General features: G+C 36.4%; 12 protein-coding genes. 5 read left to right on the top strand and 7 right to left on the bottom strand.

Annotated elements, in window-relative coordinates:
- Positions 1 to 33 precede the first annotated feature (33 nt).
- On the top strand, positions 34 to 1,521 hold the full coding sequence (locus ACR30L_RS18695; RefSeq protein WP_435235740.1) for a carboxypeptidase M32: 1,488 nt from the start codon (positions 34 to 36) through the stop codon (positions 1,519 to 1,521).
- 136 nt (positions 1,522 to 1,657) lie between these two features.
- Here the strand turns inward: ACR30L_RS18695 and ACR30L_RS18690 are convergent, their stop codons facing one another.
- The 7 genes from ACR30L_RS18690 to ACR30L_RS18660 form a co-directional block, all read right to left on the bottom strand.
- The gene (locus ACR30L_RS18690) at positions 1,658 to 2,122 is read right to left on the bottom strand and encodes a hypothetical protein (RefSeq protein WP_435235739.1); all 465 of its coding nucleotides are present in this window, start codon (positions 2,120 to 2,122) and stop codon (positions 1,658 to 1,660) included.
- A gap of 203 nt (positions 2,123 to 2,325) precedes the next feature.
- Complete coding sequence (locus ACR30L_RS18685) at positions 2,326 to 3,006, bottom strand: hypothetical protein (protein ID WP_435235738.1); 681 nt, start codon at positions 3,004 to 3,006, stop codon at positions 2,326 to 2,328.
- A 20-nt stretch (positions 3,007 to 3,026) separates the two neighbouring features.
- Positions 3,027 to 5,183 carry an adenosylcobalamin-dependent ribonucleoside-diphosphate reductase gene (locus ACR30L_RS18680; RefSeq protein ID WP_435235737.1) on the bottom strand — a complete coding sequence of 719 codons (2,157 nt, stop codon included), beginning with the start codon at positions 5,181 to 5,183 and terminating at the stop codon, positions 3,027 to 3,029.
- Between the two features lie 252 nt (positions 5,184 to 5,435).
- Positions 5,436 to 7,652: a YjbH domain-containing protein gene (locus ACR30L_RS18675; protein WP_435235736.1), complete on the bottom strand. Its 2,217-nt coding sequence runs from the start codon at positions 7,650 to 7,652 to the stop codon at positions 5,436 to 5,438.
- A complete protein-coding gene (locus ACR30L_RS18670) occupies positions 7,652 to 8,431 on the bottom strand; it encodes a capsule biosynthesis GfcC family protein (protein ID WP_435235735.1) in 780 nt (259 codons plus the stop codon). The genes ACR30L_RS18675 and ACR30L_RS18670 overlap by 1 nt, the downstream gene beginning before the upstream one ends.
- 4 nt (positions 8,432 to 8,435) lie before the next feature.
- Complete coding sequence (locus ACR30L_RS18665; RefSeq protein WP_435235734.1) at positions 8,436 to 9,116, bottom strand: YjbF family lipoprotein; 681 nt, start codon at positions 9,114 to 9,116, stop codon at positions 8,436 to 8,438.
- 69 nt (positions 9,117 to 9,185) lie between these two features.
- On the bottom strand, positions 9,186 to 9,416 hold the full coding sequence (locus ACR30L_RS18660; RefSeq protein WP_435235733.1) for a hypothetical protein: 231 nt from the start codon (positions 9,414 to 9,416) through the stop codon (positions 9,186 to 9,188).
- Positions 9,417 to 9,693: 277 nt separating this feature from the next.
- On the opposite strand from ACR30L_RS18660, the gene ACR30L_RS18655 reads away from it, so the two are divergent.
- The 4 genes from ACR30L_RS18655 (at position 9,694) to ACR30L_RS18640 (ending at position 18,134) form a co-directional block, all read left to right on the top strand.
- Positions 9,694 to 10,908, top strand: coding sequence for a capsule assembly Wzi family protein (locus ACR30L_RS18655; RefSeq protein ID WP_435235732.1), 1,215 nt, complete (start codon positions 9,694 to 9,696; stop codon positions 10,906 to 10,908).
- Between the two features lie 72 nt (positions 10,909 to 10,980).
- Positions 10,981 to 13,752 (top strand): SLBB domain-containing protein, encoded by a 2,772-nt coding sequence (locus ACR30L_RS18650; protein ID WP_435235731.1) that lies wholly within the window; start codon positions 10,981 to 10,983, stop codon positions 13,750 to 13,752.
- 170 nt (positions 13,753 to 13,922) lie between these two features.
- Positions 13,923 to 14,870, top strand: coding sequence for a Wzz/FepE/Etk N-terminal domain-containing protein (locus tag ACR30L_RS18645; protein WP_435235730.1), 948 nt, complete (start codon positions 13,923 to 13,925; stop codon positions 14,868 to 14,870).
- 1,413 nt (positions 14,871 to 16,283) lie between these two features.
- The gene (locus ACR30L_RS18640; RefSeq protein WP_435235729.1) at positions 16,284 to 18,134 is read left to right on the top strand and encodes a hypothetical protein; all 1,851 of its coding nucleotides are present in this window, start codon (positions 16,284 to 16,286) and stop codon (positions 18,132 to 18,134) included.
- Positions 18,135 to 18,224: the final 90 nt, after the last annotated feature.

The raw sequence follows: 18,224 nt of genomic DNA, 5'->3' as shown, positions 1-18,224 counted from the left end.
TAATTTTATTTTTCTGCATTATGGGAACGCATTATGACAACACTTGAAAAATTGATTGATCATTCAAAACAAATTTCGCATTTTAATCATCTCGCTGCTATCTGTGGATGGGATCAGGCTGCAATGATGCCCTCTGGTGGTAACCAAGCAAGATCTGAAGCGATGGCTGCATTGTCTGTTCATATTCATCAATTGCAAACACAACCCCAGTTAGCAGATTGGTTCGAACAGGCAAGTAATGAAACTCTTAGTACCCAGGATAAAGCAGTATTACGTGAATTAAAGCGTAGCTGGCAGTTAGCAAATGTTTTGCCGGCCGATTTAGTACAGGCGAAATCATTAGCAGGTTCTAAATGTGAGCACGCATGGCGCACTCAGCGTAATGAAAATAACTGGGATGGCTTTGCGGATAACTGGAAGGAAGTGGTTAAACTTTCTCAAGAAGAAGCACAAATTCGTGCCGAGGCAACTGGCTTAAATCCTTACGATGCCATGCTCGATATTTACGAGCCGGGCACAAGCACTGCATCTTTAGATAATATTTTTAATGATGTTAAGAGTTGGCTGCCTGAATTAATTGATCAAGTGGTCGATAAACAACAAGCAGAGTCTTTTATTACCCCACAGGGTGAATACGATACGGACAAGCAAAAGATGCTTGGGCTTGAGGTAATGAAACTACTTCAGTTTGATTTTGAACATGGTCGTTTAGATGAAAGTGTTCATCCTTTTTGTGGCGGTGTGCCAACGGACGTTCGTTTGACCACGCGTTATAATAAAAATGAATTTGTACAATCATTAATGGGCGTTGTTCATGAAACGGGGCATGCAAGTTATGAACAGGGATTACCCAAGGCTTTTGCTGGGACGCCTGCTGGTGAAGCACGTTCCATGGGAATTCATGAATCACAGTCACTTTTTATGGAAATGCAGATAGGCCGTAATGATAATTTTATCGCGTTACTGGCTGATTTATCTAAAGATGCCTTTTCTACTAATGAGCCTGCATTGTTTACACCGGAGAATTTCCAAAAACTGTATACCCGCGTGGAAAAAGATTTTATTCGTGTTGATGCAGATGAACTGACCTATCCTGCACATGTTATTTTACGTTATGAAATCGAACGTGATTTAATGAACGGTAAAATTCAATTTAGTGATGTGCCTGAGTTGTGGGATCAAAAAATGCGAGCTTATTTAGGATTATCAACAAAGGGTAATTATAAAAATGGTTGCATGCAGGATATTCACTGGACCGATGGAAGCTTTGGATATTTTCCTTCCTATACACTAGGGGCAATGAATGCCGCACAGTTTATGGCTGCGATGAAGAAAACAGTAGATGTCGATGCTGCGATCCGCAGTGGCGATCTCTCTCCTATCTTTACTTGGTTATCGACAAATATCTGGAGTAAAGGAAGTTTATTGACTACCGATGAGTTGGTTAAAGGCGCAACGGGCGAAACCTTGAATCCTTCGTTCTTCAAAGCGCATTTGGAAAATAGATATTTAACCGACTAAACTCACCGCTCCAAGTATGGCATGCTTTTGGGGCGACGAATTCAGTCGCTCTAAGGGGCTTGCATTGTGATCGTTAGTGATAATAATTCACCGCACACAATATATAAGTATTTTCTAATTCATAAATTCGTAATTTTTAACTTCCATGAAAAACTATGTATACGACTTTATTTTCCTCTACCTTAGAAGTAATACCCAGATTTAGATAGAGTCCTTGGTCAGATGCTATTTGCATTGCGAATAGTGTCGGTTCCTTTGATGGTTGCCATTGCTCGAAGTCAGGTCCAAGCAAATAACGATTATCCTCTATAAAATATTCTTCTTTATTATTAAGGCTAATCATCCAATTATTAAATGTTTGAAAATCCATCTCTATTTTTAAGCGAATAAATAGTTCACCACCTTTTTCTTGATAAAAATGTATAATTTTTGCTTTGTCGGGTAAAACTAGACCTAATTCAGCTAGATAACTTCTATGCTTTACAGTTTCATTGTTAGTATTTACATCAACTAGCTGACTGCCATTTTTTTGCTCGTTACCACATGCATTTGAGCCAACCAATACAAGAAAAAACAAAACAGTTTTCCTGATATATTTCATTTATCTTTTACCTTGAATGCGAGGTACTTCTAATTATATTTGGAAAATCGTTATTTAGCTGACTAAAATCACCGCCCCAAGTCTGGCATGCTTTTGGGGCAGCGACTTCAGTCGCTTTAAGCGTATTGCATTGTGGCCGTTAGTGGTAATAACTAAGGGGTCAATCTCTACTGACAGCTGAACGCTAAAAGCTTAAAACTATTTTACCCACACTTACTATCACCACAATTTAGGCACGTTAAACAACCATCCATAGTAATCACTGATTTTTGATGACATTTACTACACATCACTGCATTTTTAGGAAAGTCGCTGCTAGTGGTTTGTTCTGTATTATTCGCTGCCATTTGCGCTTTTTTTTCTGCTAAATAGCGCTGTTGGTGGACATCAGTTTCATCTTTGAGCATCCCGATTCGTTTCATATGCGTTTCTATAATAAAACCAATTTCAGCAACAATGCTTGGCATATATTGACCTGTACCGGGTTTGAAATATCCCCCCTTAGGATCGAAAACGGCTTTTAATTCTTCGACTAAAAATGTTGCATCGCCACCTTTTCGAAATACCGCCGAGATAACGCGGGTCATGGCTACGACCCATGCATAGTGATCCATGCTTTTAGAGTTGATAAATAATTCGTAGGGATGAATTTGTTCATATTCCGTCCCCTCATTTAGCAGCACATCGTTAATCGTAATATAAAATGCATGATCCGATACCGGTGGTTTTATTTTATAGGTGGTTCCCATTAAAGCTTCTGGACGAGAGACATTTTCATTCATCTTTTGAACAAGAGTTTCGTCTTGTGTCTCATTCTCTTGTATTTCTTTTTCTTGACTTACTACTTTGTAGCCAATAATTTTTTTATCTATATTGATTGTCATCATTGCTCCTTAGCTACGAATTAGAACTTTCCGTAATAGCCTTCTTTTAATGCATCAAAGAGGTTGGCTGCGGAATGTTCTTCACCATCGTAATTAACTTTTTCATTGCCTTTTACTGAAATGGTCGAGCCATCTTCTAAGGTAAATTCATACTGCGTATTTTCAAGATCTTGCTCTTTGACTAACACCCCCTGAAATGCTTCTGGATTAAAGCGAAAAGTGGTACAACCCTTTAAACCCTGGGCGTGTGCGTAGAGATAAATACCTTTAAATTCGTCATAATCAATATCAGTAGCAACATTGATCGTTTTAGAAATAGAGGAGTCTATCCAGCGTTGTGCTGCAGCTTGAATATCAATGTGTTCGTGGGGATTCACTTGATCAGCGCAGATAAAATAATCGGGTAATTGTGTTTCCGTTGCCTGGTTATCAATTAATTGACGGTAGGCTAGCATTTCAAAGGAATAAACATCGACAGCTTGCTTTGATTTTTTACCTTCAGTAATAATATTACGCGTATATTTATGGGAGAAACTGGGTTCAATACCATTACTAACATTATTCGCAATTGAGAGTGAAATGGTGCCAGTTGGTGCAATTGAAGAGTGATGGGTAAAGCGGCAACCTTTTTCGATAATTCGTTGGACAAGTTCTGGTTCTTCTTCAGCAACTTGTTGCATGTAACGGCTGTATAGCCCATGTAGCACTTTACCTTTGACCTTATCACCGATTTTAATGCCGTCTTTTCGCATCTCTGGGCGTTTAGTTAGCATTGCTGAGTCGATAATAAACTCTTCTTCCATTATCGGTGCCGCACCTTTTTCTTCGGCAAGTTCAATGCCGGTTCGCCATCCTTGCAATGCCATCTGCTTAGATGTTTCTTCGGTAAAGGCAACGGATTCTGCACCACCATAACGAATACCTAACATAGCAAGAGCTGATCCTAAGCCAAGGAATCCCATACCATGACGACGTTTACGGATTAATTCAGCTTGTTGCTCCTGTAAAGGCAGACCGTTAATTTCAACAACGTTATCGAGTAAACGAGTAAAAATAGCAACGACTTTACGATAACGATCCCAGTCAAAACGAGCATCGCTAGTAAAAGGGTTATCCACAAATTTAGTGAGATTGATAGAACCTAAAAGGCAAGCACCATAGGGAGGAAGTGGCTGTTCTCCACAGGGATTGGTTGCACGGATATGCTCGCAGAACCAGTTGTTATTCATTTCGTTTACGCGATCGATAAGAATAAATCCAGGCTCTGCATAATCGTAAGTCGATGCCATAATGACATCCCAAACACGTGATGCCCGCATAGTCTTATATATGCGGCAGGCAACTTGCCCTTGATCGTTCAATATATAGTGTTGTGAAGCTGAATATTTTAAATCAAAGGGGCAATCTCGCCATACAATTTGTTCACTGTTATCTAATGCAAGGTTATCGGATTCAACTTCTTTTGCTGTTGCAGGAAAGCTTAAGGGCCATTCGGCATCTTCTTTCACCGCATTAATAAATGCTTCAGAAATTAATAATGAAAGATTAAACTGACGAAGTCGACCATCTTCTCGTTTAGCGCGGACAAACTCCATCATATCAGGATGAGATACATCAAAGGTGCCCATTTGAGCACCACGCCGACCACCCGCTGAACTGATGGTGAAACACATTTTATCGTAGATATCCATAAAGGAAAGTGGGCCAGAGGTATAAGCACCTGCACCAGAAACATAAGCGGCACTCGGACGAAGCGTTGAAAATTCATAGCCAATACCACAACCTGCTTTTAGTGTCAGCCCGGCTTCATGGACTTTATTCAGGATGCCATCCATGGAATCTTCGATAATACCTGAAACCGTACAGTTAATTGTAGAAGTCGCTGGTTTGTAATCATGGGCACCTGCATTAGAGGTAATTCGGCCCGCCGGTATCGCACCATTTTGTAATGCCCAGAAAAATTCTTGAGTCCACTTTTCTTGTTGTTCCTTTGTTTTTTCAACAGCAGCCGTTGCTTGTGCTACACGTATAAAAGTGTCATCGAGGGATTGATCAACGGGATGACCATGTTTATCTTTTAAGCGGTATTTTTTGTCCCAAATATCTTGGGATGCATCCTGCAGTGGTATGTCTTGGACGGTCGCTGGGCACGATTGTGCAACGCGGGGTGATGCCATGTTTCTCTCCTTACGATTACTAAATGTATGTGTTTTTGTAGTTAGGAGGCACTATATATTGTGTCTAAGGCGAAAAAGTATAGCGATTTTGGCGTGTAAATACGAATACAATATTTTTAAAAAAGAGTGAATTTTGGCATGAATTATATTGAGACTTGGTCGTTTATATTAAGGGGGGATAAAGGGAACCATGGTGTAAAGTATCTCTATGAGACTTCAAGATAATAAGACTCATAGAGATTATTTTCGTTGTTATTGTCCTGCAGGTTGAGTAAACCAAGGAGATCGTGTGTCGGTTAAATTGTATAGGTCATATTTTCGACCTAATTTTTGTCCACCATCTCGAGTTAAAGGTTGCCAGTCTAAAATAACACGTGTTCTGCTCGGTTTAACAGTTAAGACGTCAAAGGGCATTGAAACGTAGAACCCCTTTGTAAAGCTGCCTTCACCAAAATCTTCAGAAGATAAATCAGTAAAACTTGCGTAAAAACCCGCAATAATACCACTATTAAAGCGTTTAGAAACATCTAAGCGTACACCTTTATCTTGACCAAGGAATTGGCCTATATTTGCTTGAATTAAGGTATTACCTAGAAATGATAATTGAGGTCTGTAATAAAGGTTTATAAAGCCAGTTTCACCTTGAGATAATACATAAGCGGCGCAGTTGGTTGTATATACACCACCGTTACATCCGTCATCAAATTCAAAATAATCATCTGAATAAGTTGAAAACCAATTATTCGGATCACGTTGAGAAATGAGACTTAGATCTGCTCCTATTGCCCAATTTGAATTTTCAGGACGATATAAAACTTCTCCACCAATACCTGCGAACATGGATTCTAGATAACCGCCGTAACCCTGAAAATAAATGTTTTCACTTAAACGGTCAAACCAAGTCAATTGTAAGTTAGTCATGCGTACGGGATTATCGTGTACATAATAGCGGAATAAGCTTCTGACTCTTGGCACCGCGAAATTATCAATATAGGGCGAATTTTCAACGTAGCTAAATTCATCGTAATTATCAAAAAAATTAATATACAGCGCACCAGATAACTCAAGCTTGGGCGTTAATTGATACGCGCTATTTGCTGTTACACCGACAGCATACAAATAAAAGTTCTCCGCACTACCAAAACTTTGAGTTAATGTGCCGTCCAGATTGTAGGTGAGTTTATTGTCGTTTGGACTAAAACTAGTACTGTTTTGTGGCGTTAAATTAGTCATACTTGATACTTTAGCATCGTCTAGTTTGGCACCAATATATTCGTTATTGATAACTTGATCGAATTTGTCAGCATCGAATTGTGTTTCAATTAACTCCATTCCTTTTTTCATTTCAATGAAAGTATAGGATTCAATATCAGGAGTACGTACTTGAGAAAGTAATAGACCTGCTCTCTTTTGAGCAATATCTAAATCCCGGTATTTAGTTTGTGTTGCTTTAACTGTAATATTTTTTTCTGAGGTAATTATTTCTGCTTGTTGATACCCTGCATTATTAGCAAGTTCTTTACTCACCTCAGCCCAATTTGTATTTTCTGTCTTTGAATTCGGCGCATAAGCTGGCACTGGTGAATCGCGCCATGATGGTGTTATATTATTGAAATTAGTGTTGAAGGTAAAACCAAGTGTTAGCGTATCGCCTCGTTCATAACCTATTCTTAAATCCCCCCAATGCGCGATATTATATAGTAGTCCAAAATTCCAAGGGGTATGCTGAGTCATTTCCGTTGCACCTTTCGTCACTGGAAAATCACCGCTATAGTCATTACTGTCATATTCAACTTTTAGGCGTAACGGTTGATAAGGTGTCTGATATTCAACCCCACCAAAAATGGCGGAGGAACCCTTAAACCATTTACTGTATTCAATAGTCCCTCCATTATCACTATAACCATTACTACGTTCACAATAACTACCACTTAGTGTACAAAATGGATTGCTAAAATTATCACTCTGACCTAGATATCCCCATCCCATCCCAAGTGTGAAGTCTACATTAGAAAAGCGTTTTGTTGCCGCAATAAATTCACCATCGAATAAACCTGTTCCACCAATGTCACGAATACCAACTGAGGTCTCTGGTAACCAAGAGCTTTCTTCCAATAAACGAAACTTAACATCGATACCTTTATCGGTATAACTAGTGTCACCACTGAGTTCATAGTATGGGCTATATAATAAATCTCTTACAGTTGTGTAGCGTATCGTTGTTTCTGCCCAAGGCATTAACTGTAATGATACAGTGCCATGGTAATATTCGTTATTGAACGTTCCACCAAAGCTTAACTCACCTTCCGGTGCCATTCGACCACTTGGCATTTGCATTAAACCAACACCACCAAAGTCTGTTTGTGAGACGTTAAATTTTGCTGGTGTGAAAGGATCTGCAGTGGTTGTTTTCGTAAAGGACAAGAAAACAATAATTGATAACTTAAAAAGTGATGAGTTCAATTTCATTAGATCGTTCCAGACACAGTTAAAGGGGGGAGATACCGCAATAAATTAGCTATTTTTTGATTAAGAGAAGCAAATTCTGCTGGTAGTTTATCAAAGCCAATAAAAAGGGTTGCGCCTGGTGCGAAGAAAGTGGTGATATTATTCCAATAGTTATTACTTGCTTTATTGACGACACCATCCGGTTGAATAATATAAACGAAGGAAGTCTGGCTTGTTATTGGTAATGGTATTGTTTTTAGATAATCTGCGATAGAACGATGTGCGATTAGCTCCTCGCGTTGCTTTATCTCTTTTCCTCCAACGATACGGATTTGATTCGACCTAACTGGTGTTTCTAATATGAAGTGGCCCTTTAAAAGAGGATTAAATTGATTTTGGATACGTACTAAATCATTATCTAAATTAATGAAATGGCGATAATTGAAGTCATTAGTTTGAATGAATTTAATTAACAGGTCTGCTTTAATTTTCGTTTTGGGTTTAGCCTGACTCAAATGCGTTAATTGAGCGATTAATTCATTTTTTAACTTGGTGATTTTTTCATTGTTTTTTTGTTCTAATAATTGAGCTGCTAACCAAAAGATAGAAAAACTTCCTTTGCTCTGAATGTTTGTTTCAACATCACTAAGTACTTGGCTTAATCTTACTGGTGATGGGTAAGTTAAATTCAAGGAAAGTGAAGGGACATGAACAATTAATTGCGTTTGGGGTTCACTAGCATTTGTTGTATTTACCAGCAGCAATAAACTTAACACAATCATTTTGTAAATAGCGTTCATGCTGTTACCTCGTAAAGGGTTTGAGAATGGTCATTTCAATTGATGCCATATCAGGGCCAAGGTATTGAATAGATTTTACAACTTCATGGGAAGTTTTATCTAACCAGAAATGATTAGTAAATTGCGCATGAATAGCAGGGATCGAAACTTCTTCTTGATAATAATCTGTCTCTTTGTCCCAAATAGTAGAATGAATGGTTTCAGAGTCGATGTAATTCCAAGTTAAATTTGCTTCGTAATTATAGCGATATTGGGGTTGCCAATCATAAATCGCATGCCATTCATGATTATTTGGTTTTTTACCATTCAGTGTTAATGGGTCAATTGAATTATTGGCGTTTAAACCACTAATATTATTATTGAGTAATCTTAATGTTTTAATTAAACGTCCATTTTCAGTTGTTAACATTACTCTGTCAGCTGAAAGCCATTTTAATTGAGTTTGTGTCGGATCTTTAGGGGAAAGCTCTGCTAATGCCAAAACAATAAGTACTTGATGTCCATTATCAATTTTTAAATAGCTATTAGCATAAGGAATATCTTGTAACGCTTCTTTCGTTTTTATGACATTGGGGAAGCCAAATACTGCTTCGTCCACAGTTGCGAGAACATCTTTTCCTCTTTGAGAACATGCGCTAATAAAAATTAAGCAAAAAAGAAACGGTAATTGTTTTAATAAAGGCATAATAATCTCATGTTGAAAATATAAAAAAGCCACCAATAAATTGATGGCTTTTTGAGTATTTTTTTTAGATTAGTTTGTACCAGTTGTACCAGTTGTACCAGTTGTACCACTAGTACCATCTGTTCCGTCTCCGGATGATGCATCAATTACGATAGCTAATAAAGCTGTAGAGCCAGCAACTGCAGCGACACCTACAGTACCACTAGATAAACCAGTTGCACCTGATACGCCTGCTTCACCCTCAGCCATTGCAGAGCCTGCAAATAAAGCAATTGCTAAAACAATAAGACTTTTTTTCATAGTTTTTCCTTTTCCAAACATCGATGTTAACCAACTATAAGTATAAGCTGATTGACTTAATTTAGCATATTAAATATTAAAAAATAAGCAATTTTAATATATTGGCTTAAGAGAATAGTTCAATTTTATCTAACAATATACATTTATTTTGCGCAAGTTTTTAAGGTATAGTTAGAATATTTTGCTAGCGCATTTTTAACTGAGTAAATGAAAAACAGAAGCGAGAATAGAGCAATGTGTCTTTTTATCTGTGATTTAATAGGGTGGTTATCGGTAAGTGACTTATTTTAAAAGAAAAATATTAGCTTCTATCTGTTGGATTTTTTCTTACTTGATCATCTTACCATTACAAGCCAACCCTTGGGTGGAAAGTGATGATGCCTATTTGAGAAGTGATTTACAATTACTTTCGGATGCTGGTTTAATAAGTGTGCCTGTTAATACTTTTCCTTTACCATGGCGAGAGATCTCAGAACAAATAATAAATTCATCACCCAATAATTTAAGTGATAACGTTCGTTCAGCTTATTTTCACCTTCGCTACAAAATTAACGCTGCGAAAGAAGGATATGGTAATAATTCTTTGAAATTAAAGGCTTCACAGGAAAGTATTCCGAGTAGTTATGGGAGCCGTAATGATGTTAAATGGGGTGTTTTTTCTAGTGCTGCATTTGATGAATTACGTTTTGCGATGAAAATAAGTGCTAACTATGCACAATATTATGACAAAGAAAATTTTCAATATAACTTAGATGATAGCTATTTCGCAGTTACAACGGGTAAGACCAACTTCTTTATTAGTACTCAAAATCAGTGGTGGAGTCCCAGTTGGATTCAGTCTTTAAGTGCTGAGCAGCGCATTCATCCCTCCTATGAATTAGGCATGGAGAAAACCTTTATAGATTTACCTGCGATCGGGAATGTTTACGTTAAATCAGGGATTAATCAGTTAAGAAGTAGTGATGATTGGAAATATTCATGGCGATCTCGTTTATCATTGCGACCAACCGAGATGTTGGAATTATCTTTGACGCGCTTTGATTTTATGGACTCACAGAATAACGATGTTGAAGAACATGATTATCAAACAAGTACAGATGCTCGTTTAAGTCTATTTTCTATTACGGATCTTCCATTGGGGATTTATACCCAATACATAATTAATGATTCACAATCAGAATTTAATGATTATTTATTAGGAAGTGATTATAGTGTGCGGGCTTATGATAATCAGATACGGTTCGTTTTTGAGTATAGCCACATCGATGAAAAATATTCTCGTTACTCACTAGGTACTTACGTGCAGATGGAAAACGATCATCAATGGCAACTTTTTTTACATCGTAACAATACAGAAAGTAATGGAAATCAGTTAGTTGGTGCTTACCGTTTTCTGCTTTACAAAGGTATGTTATCTTTGTCATTTTTATTCTCTGATGCAGAATTTTCTGATCCAGTTAATGCTGGAATCTCGTGGGAATTACGTTTTTGACCATTTTGGATAAAGTTAATACTTAGTCTAGAAGGTTTTCATAATTTATAATAAATAGGTAATTAATAAAACATGTTTAATTTATATCGATTATTTTCAATGCTTATTTTGTTAGTTTTGTCTGCTAATGCAGTTGCTGCAAGCCCAACTCCTGAGCAAATCGCACAATTTAAAAAATTACCTGCTGCTCAACAAAAAATGCTTGCCTCTCAATATGGAATGGACCTCGATCAACTCCAATCTCTTTCATTACAGAGTACTTCGACAATAAATATGAATCAACCTCAAGAAACAATTCAACCTCGTACACTCGAGAATGCTCATAAAAGAGATGAAACGGAAGATGTTGTTAGTGTCGATGATTTAGACATGTTTGGTTATGATTTGTTTGCCGGCGAGCCCATGTCATTGACTCCCTTGGATGATCTCCCTGTTCCTAATAATTATATTTTGGGCGTCGGTGATGAATTACAAATTAAGGTTTTTGGTAAAAAGACTGAAAATTATAACTTAGTAATTGATCGTGAAGGTAGTATTTATATTCCAGAGTTAGGCCCATTTCAAGTTCGAGGGTTAACTTATCAGCAAGCTCGTCAAGATATCTCTAAATTCATAAAGCGAAGCATGATTGGTGTAGAAACGAGTGTAAGTTTAGGTAAATTAAAAACGATACAAGTATTTGTTCTTGGTTTAGCTTATAAGCCAGGTAGTTATGTTGTAAGTTCACTTTCTACTGCAACTCAAGCAATAAAAGCGGCTGGAGGGATTGATGAATTAGGTTCATTACGTCATATCCAAATTAAACGTAATAATATAATAATTAAAACGATTGATCTGTACGACTTATTAATATCTGGCGATACATCATCTGATATATCTCTTAAACAGGGCGATGTTGTATTTATACCACTTAAAAAGAAAACCGTGAGTATTTATGGTGCCGTAAAACGGCCTGCAATATATGAGTTAAAAAATGAAATAAATATTGATACTGTACTTTCGCTTGCGGGTGGATTAGCAGCTGAAGGTGAACAAAAAGTACAAGTGACAAGAAAGACTAATAAAGGATTGCAATTATACGATATTAAATTGAATAGTGCCGAATCGAATAAAACATTTTCAATGCGTAATGGAGATGAATTATTAGTCGGTAAATCAAGTGATGTTTATCACAATGCAGTCACACTCTCTGGCGCAGTTACTAATCCTGGTGTTTATCAATGGACAAGAAATTCAACTGTGAGTGACATTGTTAAATCGCTTAAATTAGATGTGAATAAAGACGCTGAATTGCAAAATGCTTTACTTGTGAGAGAGATTAGTCCGGATCATCAAATCAAGGTTATATCTTTTAATCTGCTCGAAGCTATTTCTAATCCGAAAAGTAAATTAGACATAAAATTGCAAGCTGATGATCAGATTATAGTTTTAAATAAGGACAATGGTGGCTATAACCAGTCAACACTTGATCAAGATTTACAATTTCCGAATATGCCGGGAAGAAAAACAGATTTATCGGCAAATACCAGAAATAATAATGTTAATTATACAAATAATACAAATGGCATAAATAACATCAATGCCAATAGTAAAAATAGTGACATTAACAATGTAAATAATACAAGCAATAGCAATTATGGAAGTAGCGGTAATAGTTATAATAATATAGAAAATTCGAACGTTACTAGTAGTTATGATAATGATGAATTAGAAATATCTGATTTAGATGATAAATCGATAGCTCAAAATAACGCACAGGCATTTAGAACGGAGTTATTAAAGCCAATTATTGCACAACTTAAGGCACAAGCTGATTATCAAACTCCAGTGCAAATTGTAGATATTAGAGGTGCGGTTAAGTTTCCGGGGGTTTATCCATTATTTGAAGATGCTGATCTTCAAACACTGATTAACATTGCTGGAGGATTAAAAGAGGCTTCTTATCTAACCGAAGGTGAGCTCAGCCGTATGAAATTGGCTAATGGGAAGACGCATATTGATTATCAAAAAATTAATATTGCAGATGCAATGGCAAGTAAAAATAATGCAAATCTAAAATTAGAAAGTAAAGACCGTATCCATATTTTCACTAAGCCTGAATGGCGAGAAGATTATAAGATCACTCTATCAGGTGAAGTTAAATTTCCTGGCGAATACGGATTTAATCGAGGTGAGACGTTATACGATGTAATTGAACGAGCGGGTGGCTTAACTGAATATGCCTATCCAGAAGGTGCCGTTTTTGCAAGAGAAAGCTTACGTAAAATCGAACAAGAGCAATTGAAATACCTACATCAGCAATTACGACAAGAAGTAAGTTCATTATCATTTAGACGTCAATCAAGTAGTAATCCAGTCCAAAGTAATAGTGCCCAAAGCGCAATGGAAATGGTTGATAAATTAGGGACGGCAGAAGCGGTTGGTCGCATGTCAATTAATTTAGACAAAATAATGGCGCAGAATAAAGAGCAAAACGTTAACCTAGAAAATCAAGATTTTTTATATATTCCACCATTACGTAAAGTGATTTCAGTCATTGGTTATGTTCAGTTCCCAACGTCTCATATTTTTGAAGCAAACAAAAGTATTAATGATTATATAGCACTTTCGGGCGGAGCAAAAAAACAGGCAGATACTGACAGAGTCTATGTTATTCGAGCAAATGGTAGTGTATTTGTTCCAAATCAGTCTTTTTGGTTTAGTCGAGAAGATAAACCCTTAATGCCGGGTGATACCATCGTGATGCCAATGGATACTGATTATATGGATAAATTAACGACATTTACCTCTGCAACACAAATACTGTATCAACTAGGCGTTGCATGGAGTGCGATTAGCAATTAATAACTTTAAATTAAATCAAGTATCAGTATGAAATTGTTATACCGATACTTTACTAATTGAAAAATGGCTATTGAGTCCGATAGGTTAGAGCTGCAATTTACTATTTTAAGAAATAGGGTGCATCACTAAATAGTGTTCATATTTACACTTTGTACAACGAGATAATGACAATGCAAAATCAAAATGAAAATAACTTCGTATTGGACAATAAAGTGGATCATGACGTTGATCTGCGTGAATTATTTTCTGTCTTGTGGAAAGGTAAATGGATAATTATGCTTTTTACGATTGTTTTTGCGGTGGCTTCTGTTGCATATGCCTTATCAAAACCAAATATTTACACTGCTTCTGTTCTATTAGCCCCAGCGGCTGAAGAGAGTAGTGCAATGAATGGACTTGCCTCACAATTTGGAGGGTTAGCATCTTTAGCCGGTGTGAGCCTTGGATCTGGCTCAACAGATAAGACTGGTTTAGCGATGGCTGTTTTAAAATCAAGGCAATTTCTAACGTCTTTTGTTAATCGACATGATTTGAAAATCCCCCTTTTTGCGGGAAAAGAATGGGACATTCACACTGGGAAATTAATATTAGATAATACCGTTTATGATACAAAACAAAAAAAATGGACGCGTGAAGTTAAACCCGGCAGGCTAAGTGAACCCAGTGACTGGGAAGTATACAAGTTATTTCAAGAGCTCGTTCTTCTAGATACAGATAAAAAGACAGGAATGATAACCTTAAGTGTAGAGTTTTTATCTCCAATGTTGGCTAAACAATGGGTGGACTGGTTAGTTTTGGATTTAAATAAAGAAATGCGTGAAAAAGATTCGCGAGAAGTTGATCGAAATATTAATTACCTTAAAGCAAACCTCGAAGAAACTAATTTAGCGGATATGAGAACTGTTTTTTATCAGTTAATTGAAGATCAATTAAAAACTAAAATGTTATCTCAAGTGCGTGAAGAATATACATTTAAAACAATTGATCCTGCAGTTATACCGGAAGATAAAAGTAAACCTAAACGCGCATTAATATGTGTGCTAGGGACGCTATTAGGAGGGGTATTTAGTATTCTGCTTGTATTAGTGAAATACTTTATGAGAAAGAGTGAAGAGTAAGGGGGGATTCTAACTTTTTAAAACAAGCATATGTAATTAATATTAATATGATGCGCTGTTCTGCTCTGCGCCAATCTTACATCTTCAATTCCTAATTGCGATATTTTATAAAATCCATTTATACCCGTTACCATTCAAGATGCAGACATCAGCAAGACGAGAGGTGAGCAGATTCTAGGCATAAAGGTGAAGATCTAACGGGTTAAATCGAGACTTTATAACAACGAAGATGTTTGCCTCTCGTCTTGCCTTGCGGGTCACTAGCTCGTTTCTTATAAACCATGGCAATACTGCGTTATAACATTCGATAAGGACTAGCCATTAAAGATGTAAAGTCTTGTTTTTACATCTACCGATAGAGGATTAACGCAGTTAATCGCTCGAAAGGTCATCATGTTACGCCTTGCCTTGGTATCCGAGCTAGTGACTGATAAACGCATCTTGATTGGTAACGGGTATATATCTAGCTGAATTATCGCAATAGCAATTATTCCTCTGAATGTATTTTGATTCTAATCAACAAACTAATACCAATTGTATTAAATATTTGATCTAAATTTTGCGCTGGAAAAATGGTTTAGTTTGAGACGAAAATTGCCACTACCGAGAGATTAACAAGTGAATCCTCTAACGTGAGAATTAATATAAAGACATTAATTCTTTAATGGTTGTTCCCTTAACGAAACTTTCAACAAAGAAATAAACTATTTTAACCAGCAAAATAGATCAGCTAATTATTACGATTGGTATAATACCAATAACAAATCTATAGATGAGTCTAGATAATATCGAGTTACCACAAATAACAAATATTGGTGTCAATCAACTAAGATTATTAAGTTATTTTTTCGTAGGAAAATCTGAGAGGGGGGTAATTGCATTCGCAGAACAACGTTTAGGCTAAATTCTTTAGTATTTCATTTTTACATACCTATGTAGATGAGGCTGACGATCACCTTAGATCTGCTGTCTATTACACAAAAACTATTTATAGAACGTAACTTATTAATTCTTTGAATATTCTCTATTTGAACTCAGTCATTTTATGTAAATCAAAACGCGATCTTATTTGTAATATTATTAATCATTAAAAAGTCAATGAATTATGATGAAAAGGTGTCATGAAAATTACACATTTTCCATTTTTTTGCGAATATGCACCTTTTTTAACATGATGTTTTGCATACTTGATTTGTTTTTTTCATAATTGCATAGTATTTACAATATTCAACTCTTTTTACTTAATATTTTTGTGATTTATGCGCACGTTATTAATTGACAATTTTAATGATTGGATTATAGTGCTAATGCATTATTAACTAAATAGTAGTTTTAGTTGATAAAATCATCTTTTGACTCTCTTAGTTAAAGGATGGTTCATTTCTATAGCTTGCTCAAAGTATCGATACTTCTATGGGCAAAGTTGATAAATGTATATATATATATATAAAATTAATTAAGGGAATTACTTACATGAAAAAATTTAATTTAGCTGCTGTAACAGTAGCTGTAGTTGGTTCATTAACAGCGGGTTCTGCATTCGCTGGTACAGCTGCATGTTTCGAAGTATATAAAGGTGCTGATAATGCAGCATATCTTCCTGCTGATGTTGATAATGGTGTTGATGCTGTAAATGTTTATGGTTTTGCTACTACATATGCTCCAGCTAGTTGTACTGCTCAATCAGAACTTGCAACTGGTGTTGATGCAACTGCAGGAAATTCACTACTTCCAACTAATGAAGCAAAAATCGCTTACGAATTAACTGGCAATTTAGATGTTGATTTTGATGCTGTAGATGGAACTGACACAGATTTACAAATTGTATATATTCCTACTACAGATGTACCACCAGGTACATTGATCACCATGAAATTAACTGGTGCAACATTTGATGGTAATTCAGATCTTATCCATTTGGTGCAATATGACCAAGATGCAGCTGACGGTTCTTTTGAAGCAGTTGCATCTTCTGATGGTGATGTAGACGGTGAGAGTACAATCACATTCTTAACTAAATCTGGTGTTACAATCGGTGCGGGTACGCGTTTAGTATTCTCTCGTGTTTCTTCAGGTGCTGTTGAGGCTGACATTGACCCTGTAGGTATTCACATTGAAAACACAGGTTGTACTGATCCTGATTCAACAGAAACTGTTACTATTGCTGCAACATCTGCAGTAACAGATGGTGGTACTGGTTACGATATTATTGGTGCGGTATCAAGTGCTCAACTTGTTGCTGATATCAGCGCTCAATTCCGTACATTTGTTGGTGTAACTGCAACTGATGGTGAAGTTAATGCTGAGAGCAAAGACGCTTTCAATAATGATATTATTTCTCGTACAGAATTTGTTTATGAAGATTCATCTACTGACAAATTTACACTTAAACAACATCAATTAATCACTGCTGCAACTTTTGTTGATTATGGTGCTAATAATGCATTCGACCAATCAGTTGACTTAGATGCTGATGATTATTTATCTACAACATTCGTAACAGATGCTGATGCTGGTGCTTCTGTGAAAGCTGGTATTTTCGATTTACAAAATGCGTCTACTGGTGATGTTAGTGAACAAATTGGTGTTGAAACTGGTGTTCTATACGGTACATTAAATACTGCTAGTCCTTATGAAACGCAAGCAACTTCTATCTTTACAGATGGTATTGCTGATGACGGTGAATCTTACCCATCTGCTCTTGCTTCAGATACAGCTTACGGTCAATCAAACACAGTTTACTATGTGTTAGAAAATGTAGCTGCTGATGGTGAATACGGTGTAATGAACTTTAATTACGCACATACACCTGAGTACACTCTAGAGTTCAATGAAGAAGATACACTACTTGATCATTGTACTACTTCAAAAAATCTACATAACGTAGATGTAAACGGTGCTGTACTGAAAGTACCGTATGCATATGATACAGCTAATAACTGGATCCGTATTACAAACGAAAACTCTGAAGATGCTGTAGTAACTATGGATATCTTCGATGAAGATGATCACACTGCTCCTGTTACAGTAATCCTTGATGAAGGTGTTTCTAAATACTCTTCAACTTTATACTTAGCTGATGACTTAATTGATCAAGCGGTAGAAGCTGGATTTACTCGTAATGCTGAAGGTCATAAACGTTACACAATGACATTCACTGTAACTGCTCCAAGCAACACAGTTCACGGTGTAAGTGTTCAGAAAATTGCTGGTGGTGTAGATCGTGTATTACCAGTACTTGATATGAATGATTGGAGTGAATAATCGATAATCGTTATTCGATATTCGATATTTAAACCAATAATTTAAAAACCTCCGTAAGGGGGTTTTTTTTTGCTGTGATTTTTTAATTTA

Source organism: Psychromonas saccharinae (genome assembly GCF_051201515.1).
Taxonomy (GTDB): Bacteria; Pseudomonadota; Gammaproteobacteria; order Enterobacterales; family Psychromonadaceae; genus Psychromonas.
This window is presented reverse-complemented; position numbering and strand designations above follow the sequence as displayed.

Excerpts from the sequence above, each read along its gene's own strand:
- ACR30L_RS18645 (WP_435235730.1), top strand. The coding sequence starts at position 13,923 with ATGCAAAATCAAAATGAAAATAACTTCGTATTGGACAATAAAGTGGAT.
- ACR30L_RS18695 (WP_435235740.1), top strand. The coding sequence starts at position 34 with ATGACAACACTTGAAAAATTGATTGATCATTCAAAACAAATTTCGCAT.
- ACR30L_RS18670 (WP_435235735.1), bottom strand. The coding sequence starts at position 8,431 with ATGAACGCTATTTACAAAATGATTGTGTTAAGTTTATTGCTGCTGGTA.
- ACR30L_RS18665 (WP_435235734.1), bottom strand. The coding sequence starts at position 9,116 with ATGCCTTTATTAAAACAATTACCGTTTCTTTTTTGCTTAATTTTTATT.
- ACR30L_RS18660 (WP_435235733.1), bottom strand. The coding sequence starts at position 9,416 with ATGAAAAAAAGTCTTATTGTTTTAGCAATTGCTTTATTTGCAGGCTCT.
- ACR30L_RS18690 (WP_435235739.1), bottom strand. The coding sequence starts at position 2,122 with ATGAAATATATCAGGAAAACTGTTTTGTTTTTTCTTGTATTGGTTGGC.
- ACR30L_RS18640 (WP_435235729.1), top strand. The coding sequence starts at position 16,284 with ATGGGCAAAGTTGATAAATGTATATATATATATATAAAATTAATTAAG.
- ACR30L_RS18680 (WP_435235737.1), bottom strand. The coding sequence starts at position 5,183 with ATGGCATCACCCCGCGTTGCACAATCGTGCCCAGCGACCGTCCAAGAC.
- ACR30L_RS18675 (WP_435235736.1), bottom strand. The coding sequence starts at position 7,652 with ATGAAATTGAACTCATCACTTTTTAAGTTATCAATTATTGTTTTCTTG.
- ACR30L_RS18685 (WP_435235738.1), bottom strand. The coding sequence starts at position 3,006 with ATGACAATCAATATAGATAAAAAAATTATTGGCTACAAAGTAGTAAGT.
- ACR30L_RS18650 (WP_435235731.1), top strand. The coding sequence starts at position 10,981 with ATGTTTAATTTATATCGATTATTTTCAATGCTTATTTTGTTAGTTTTG.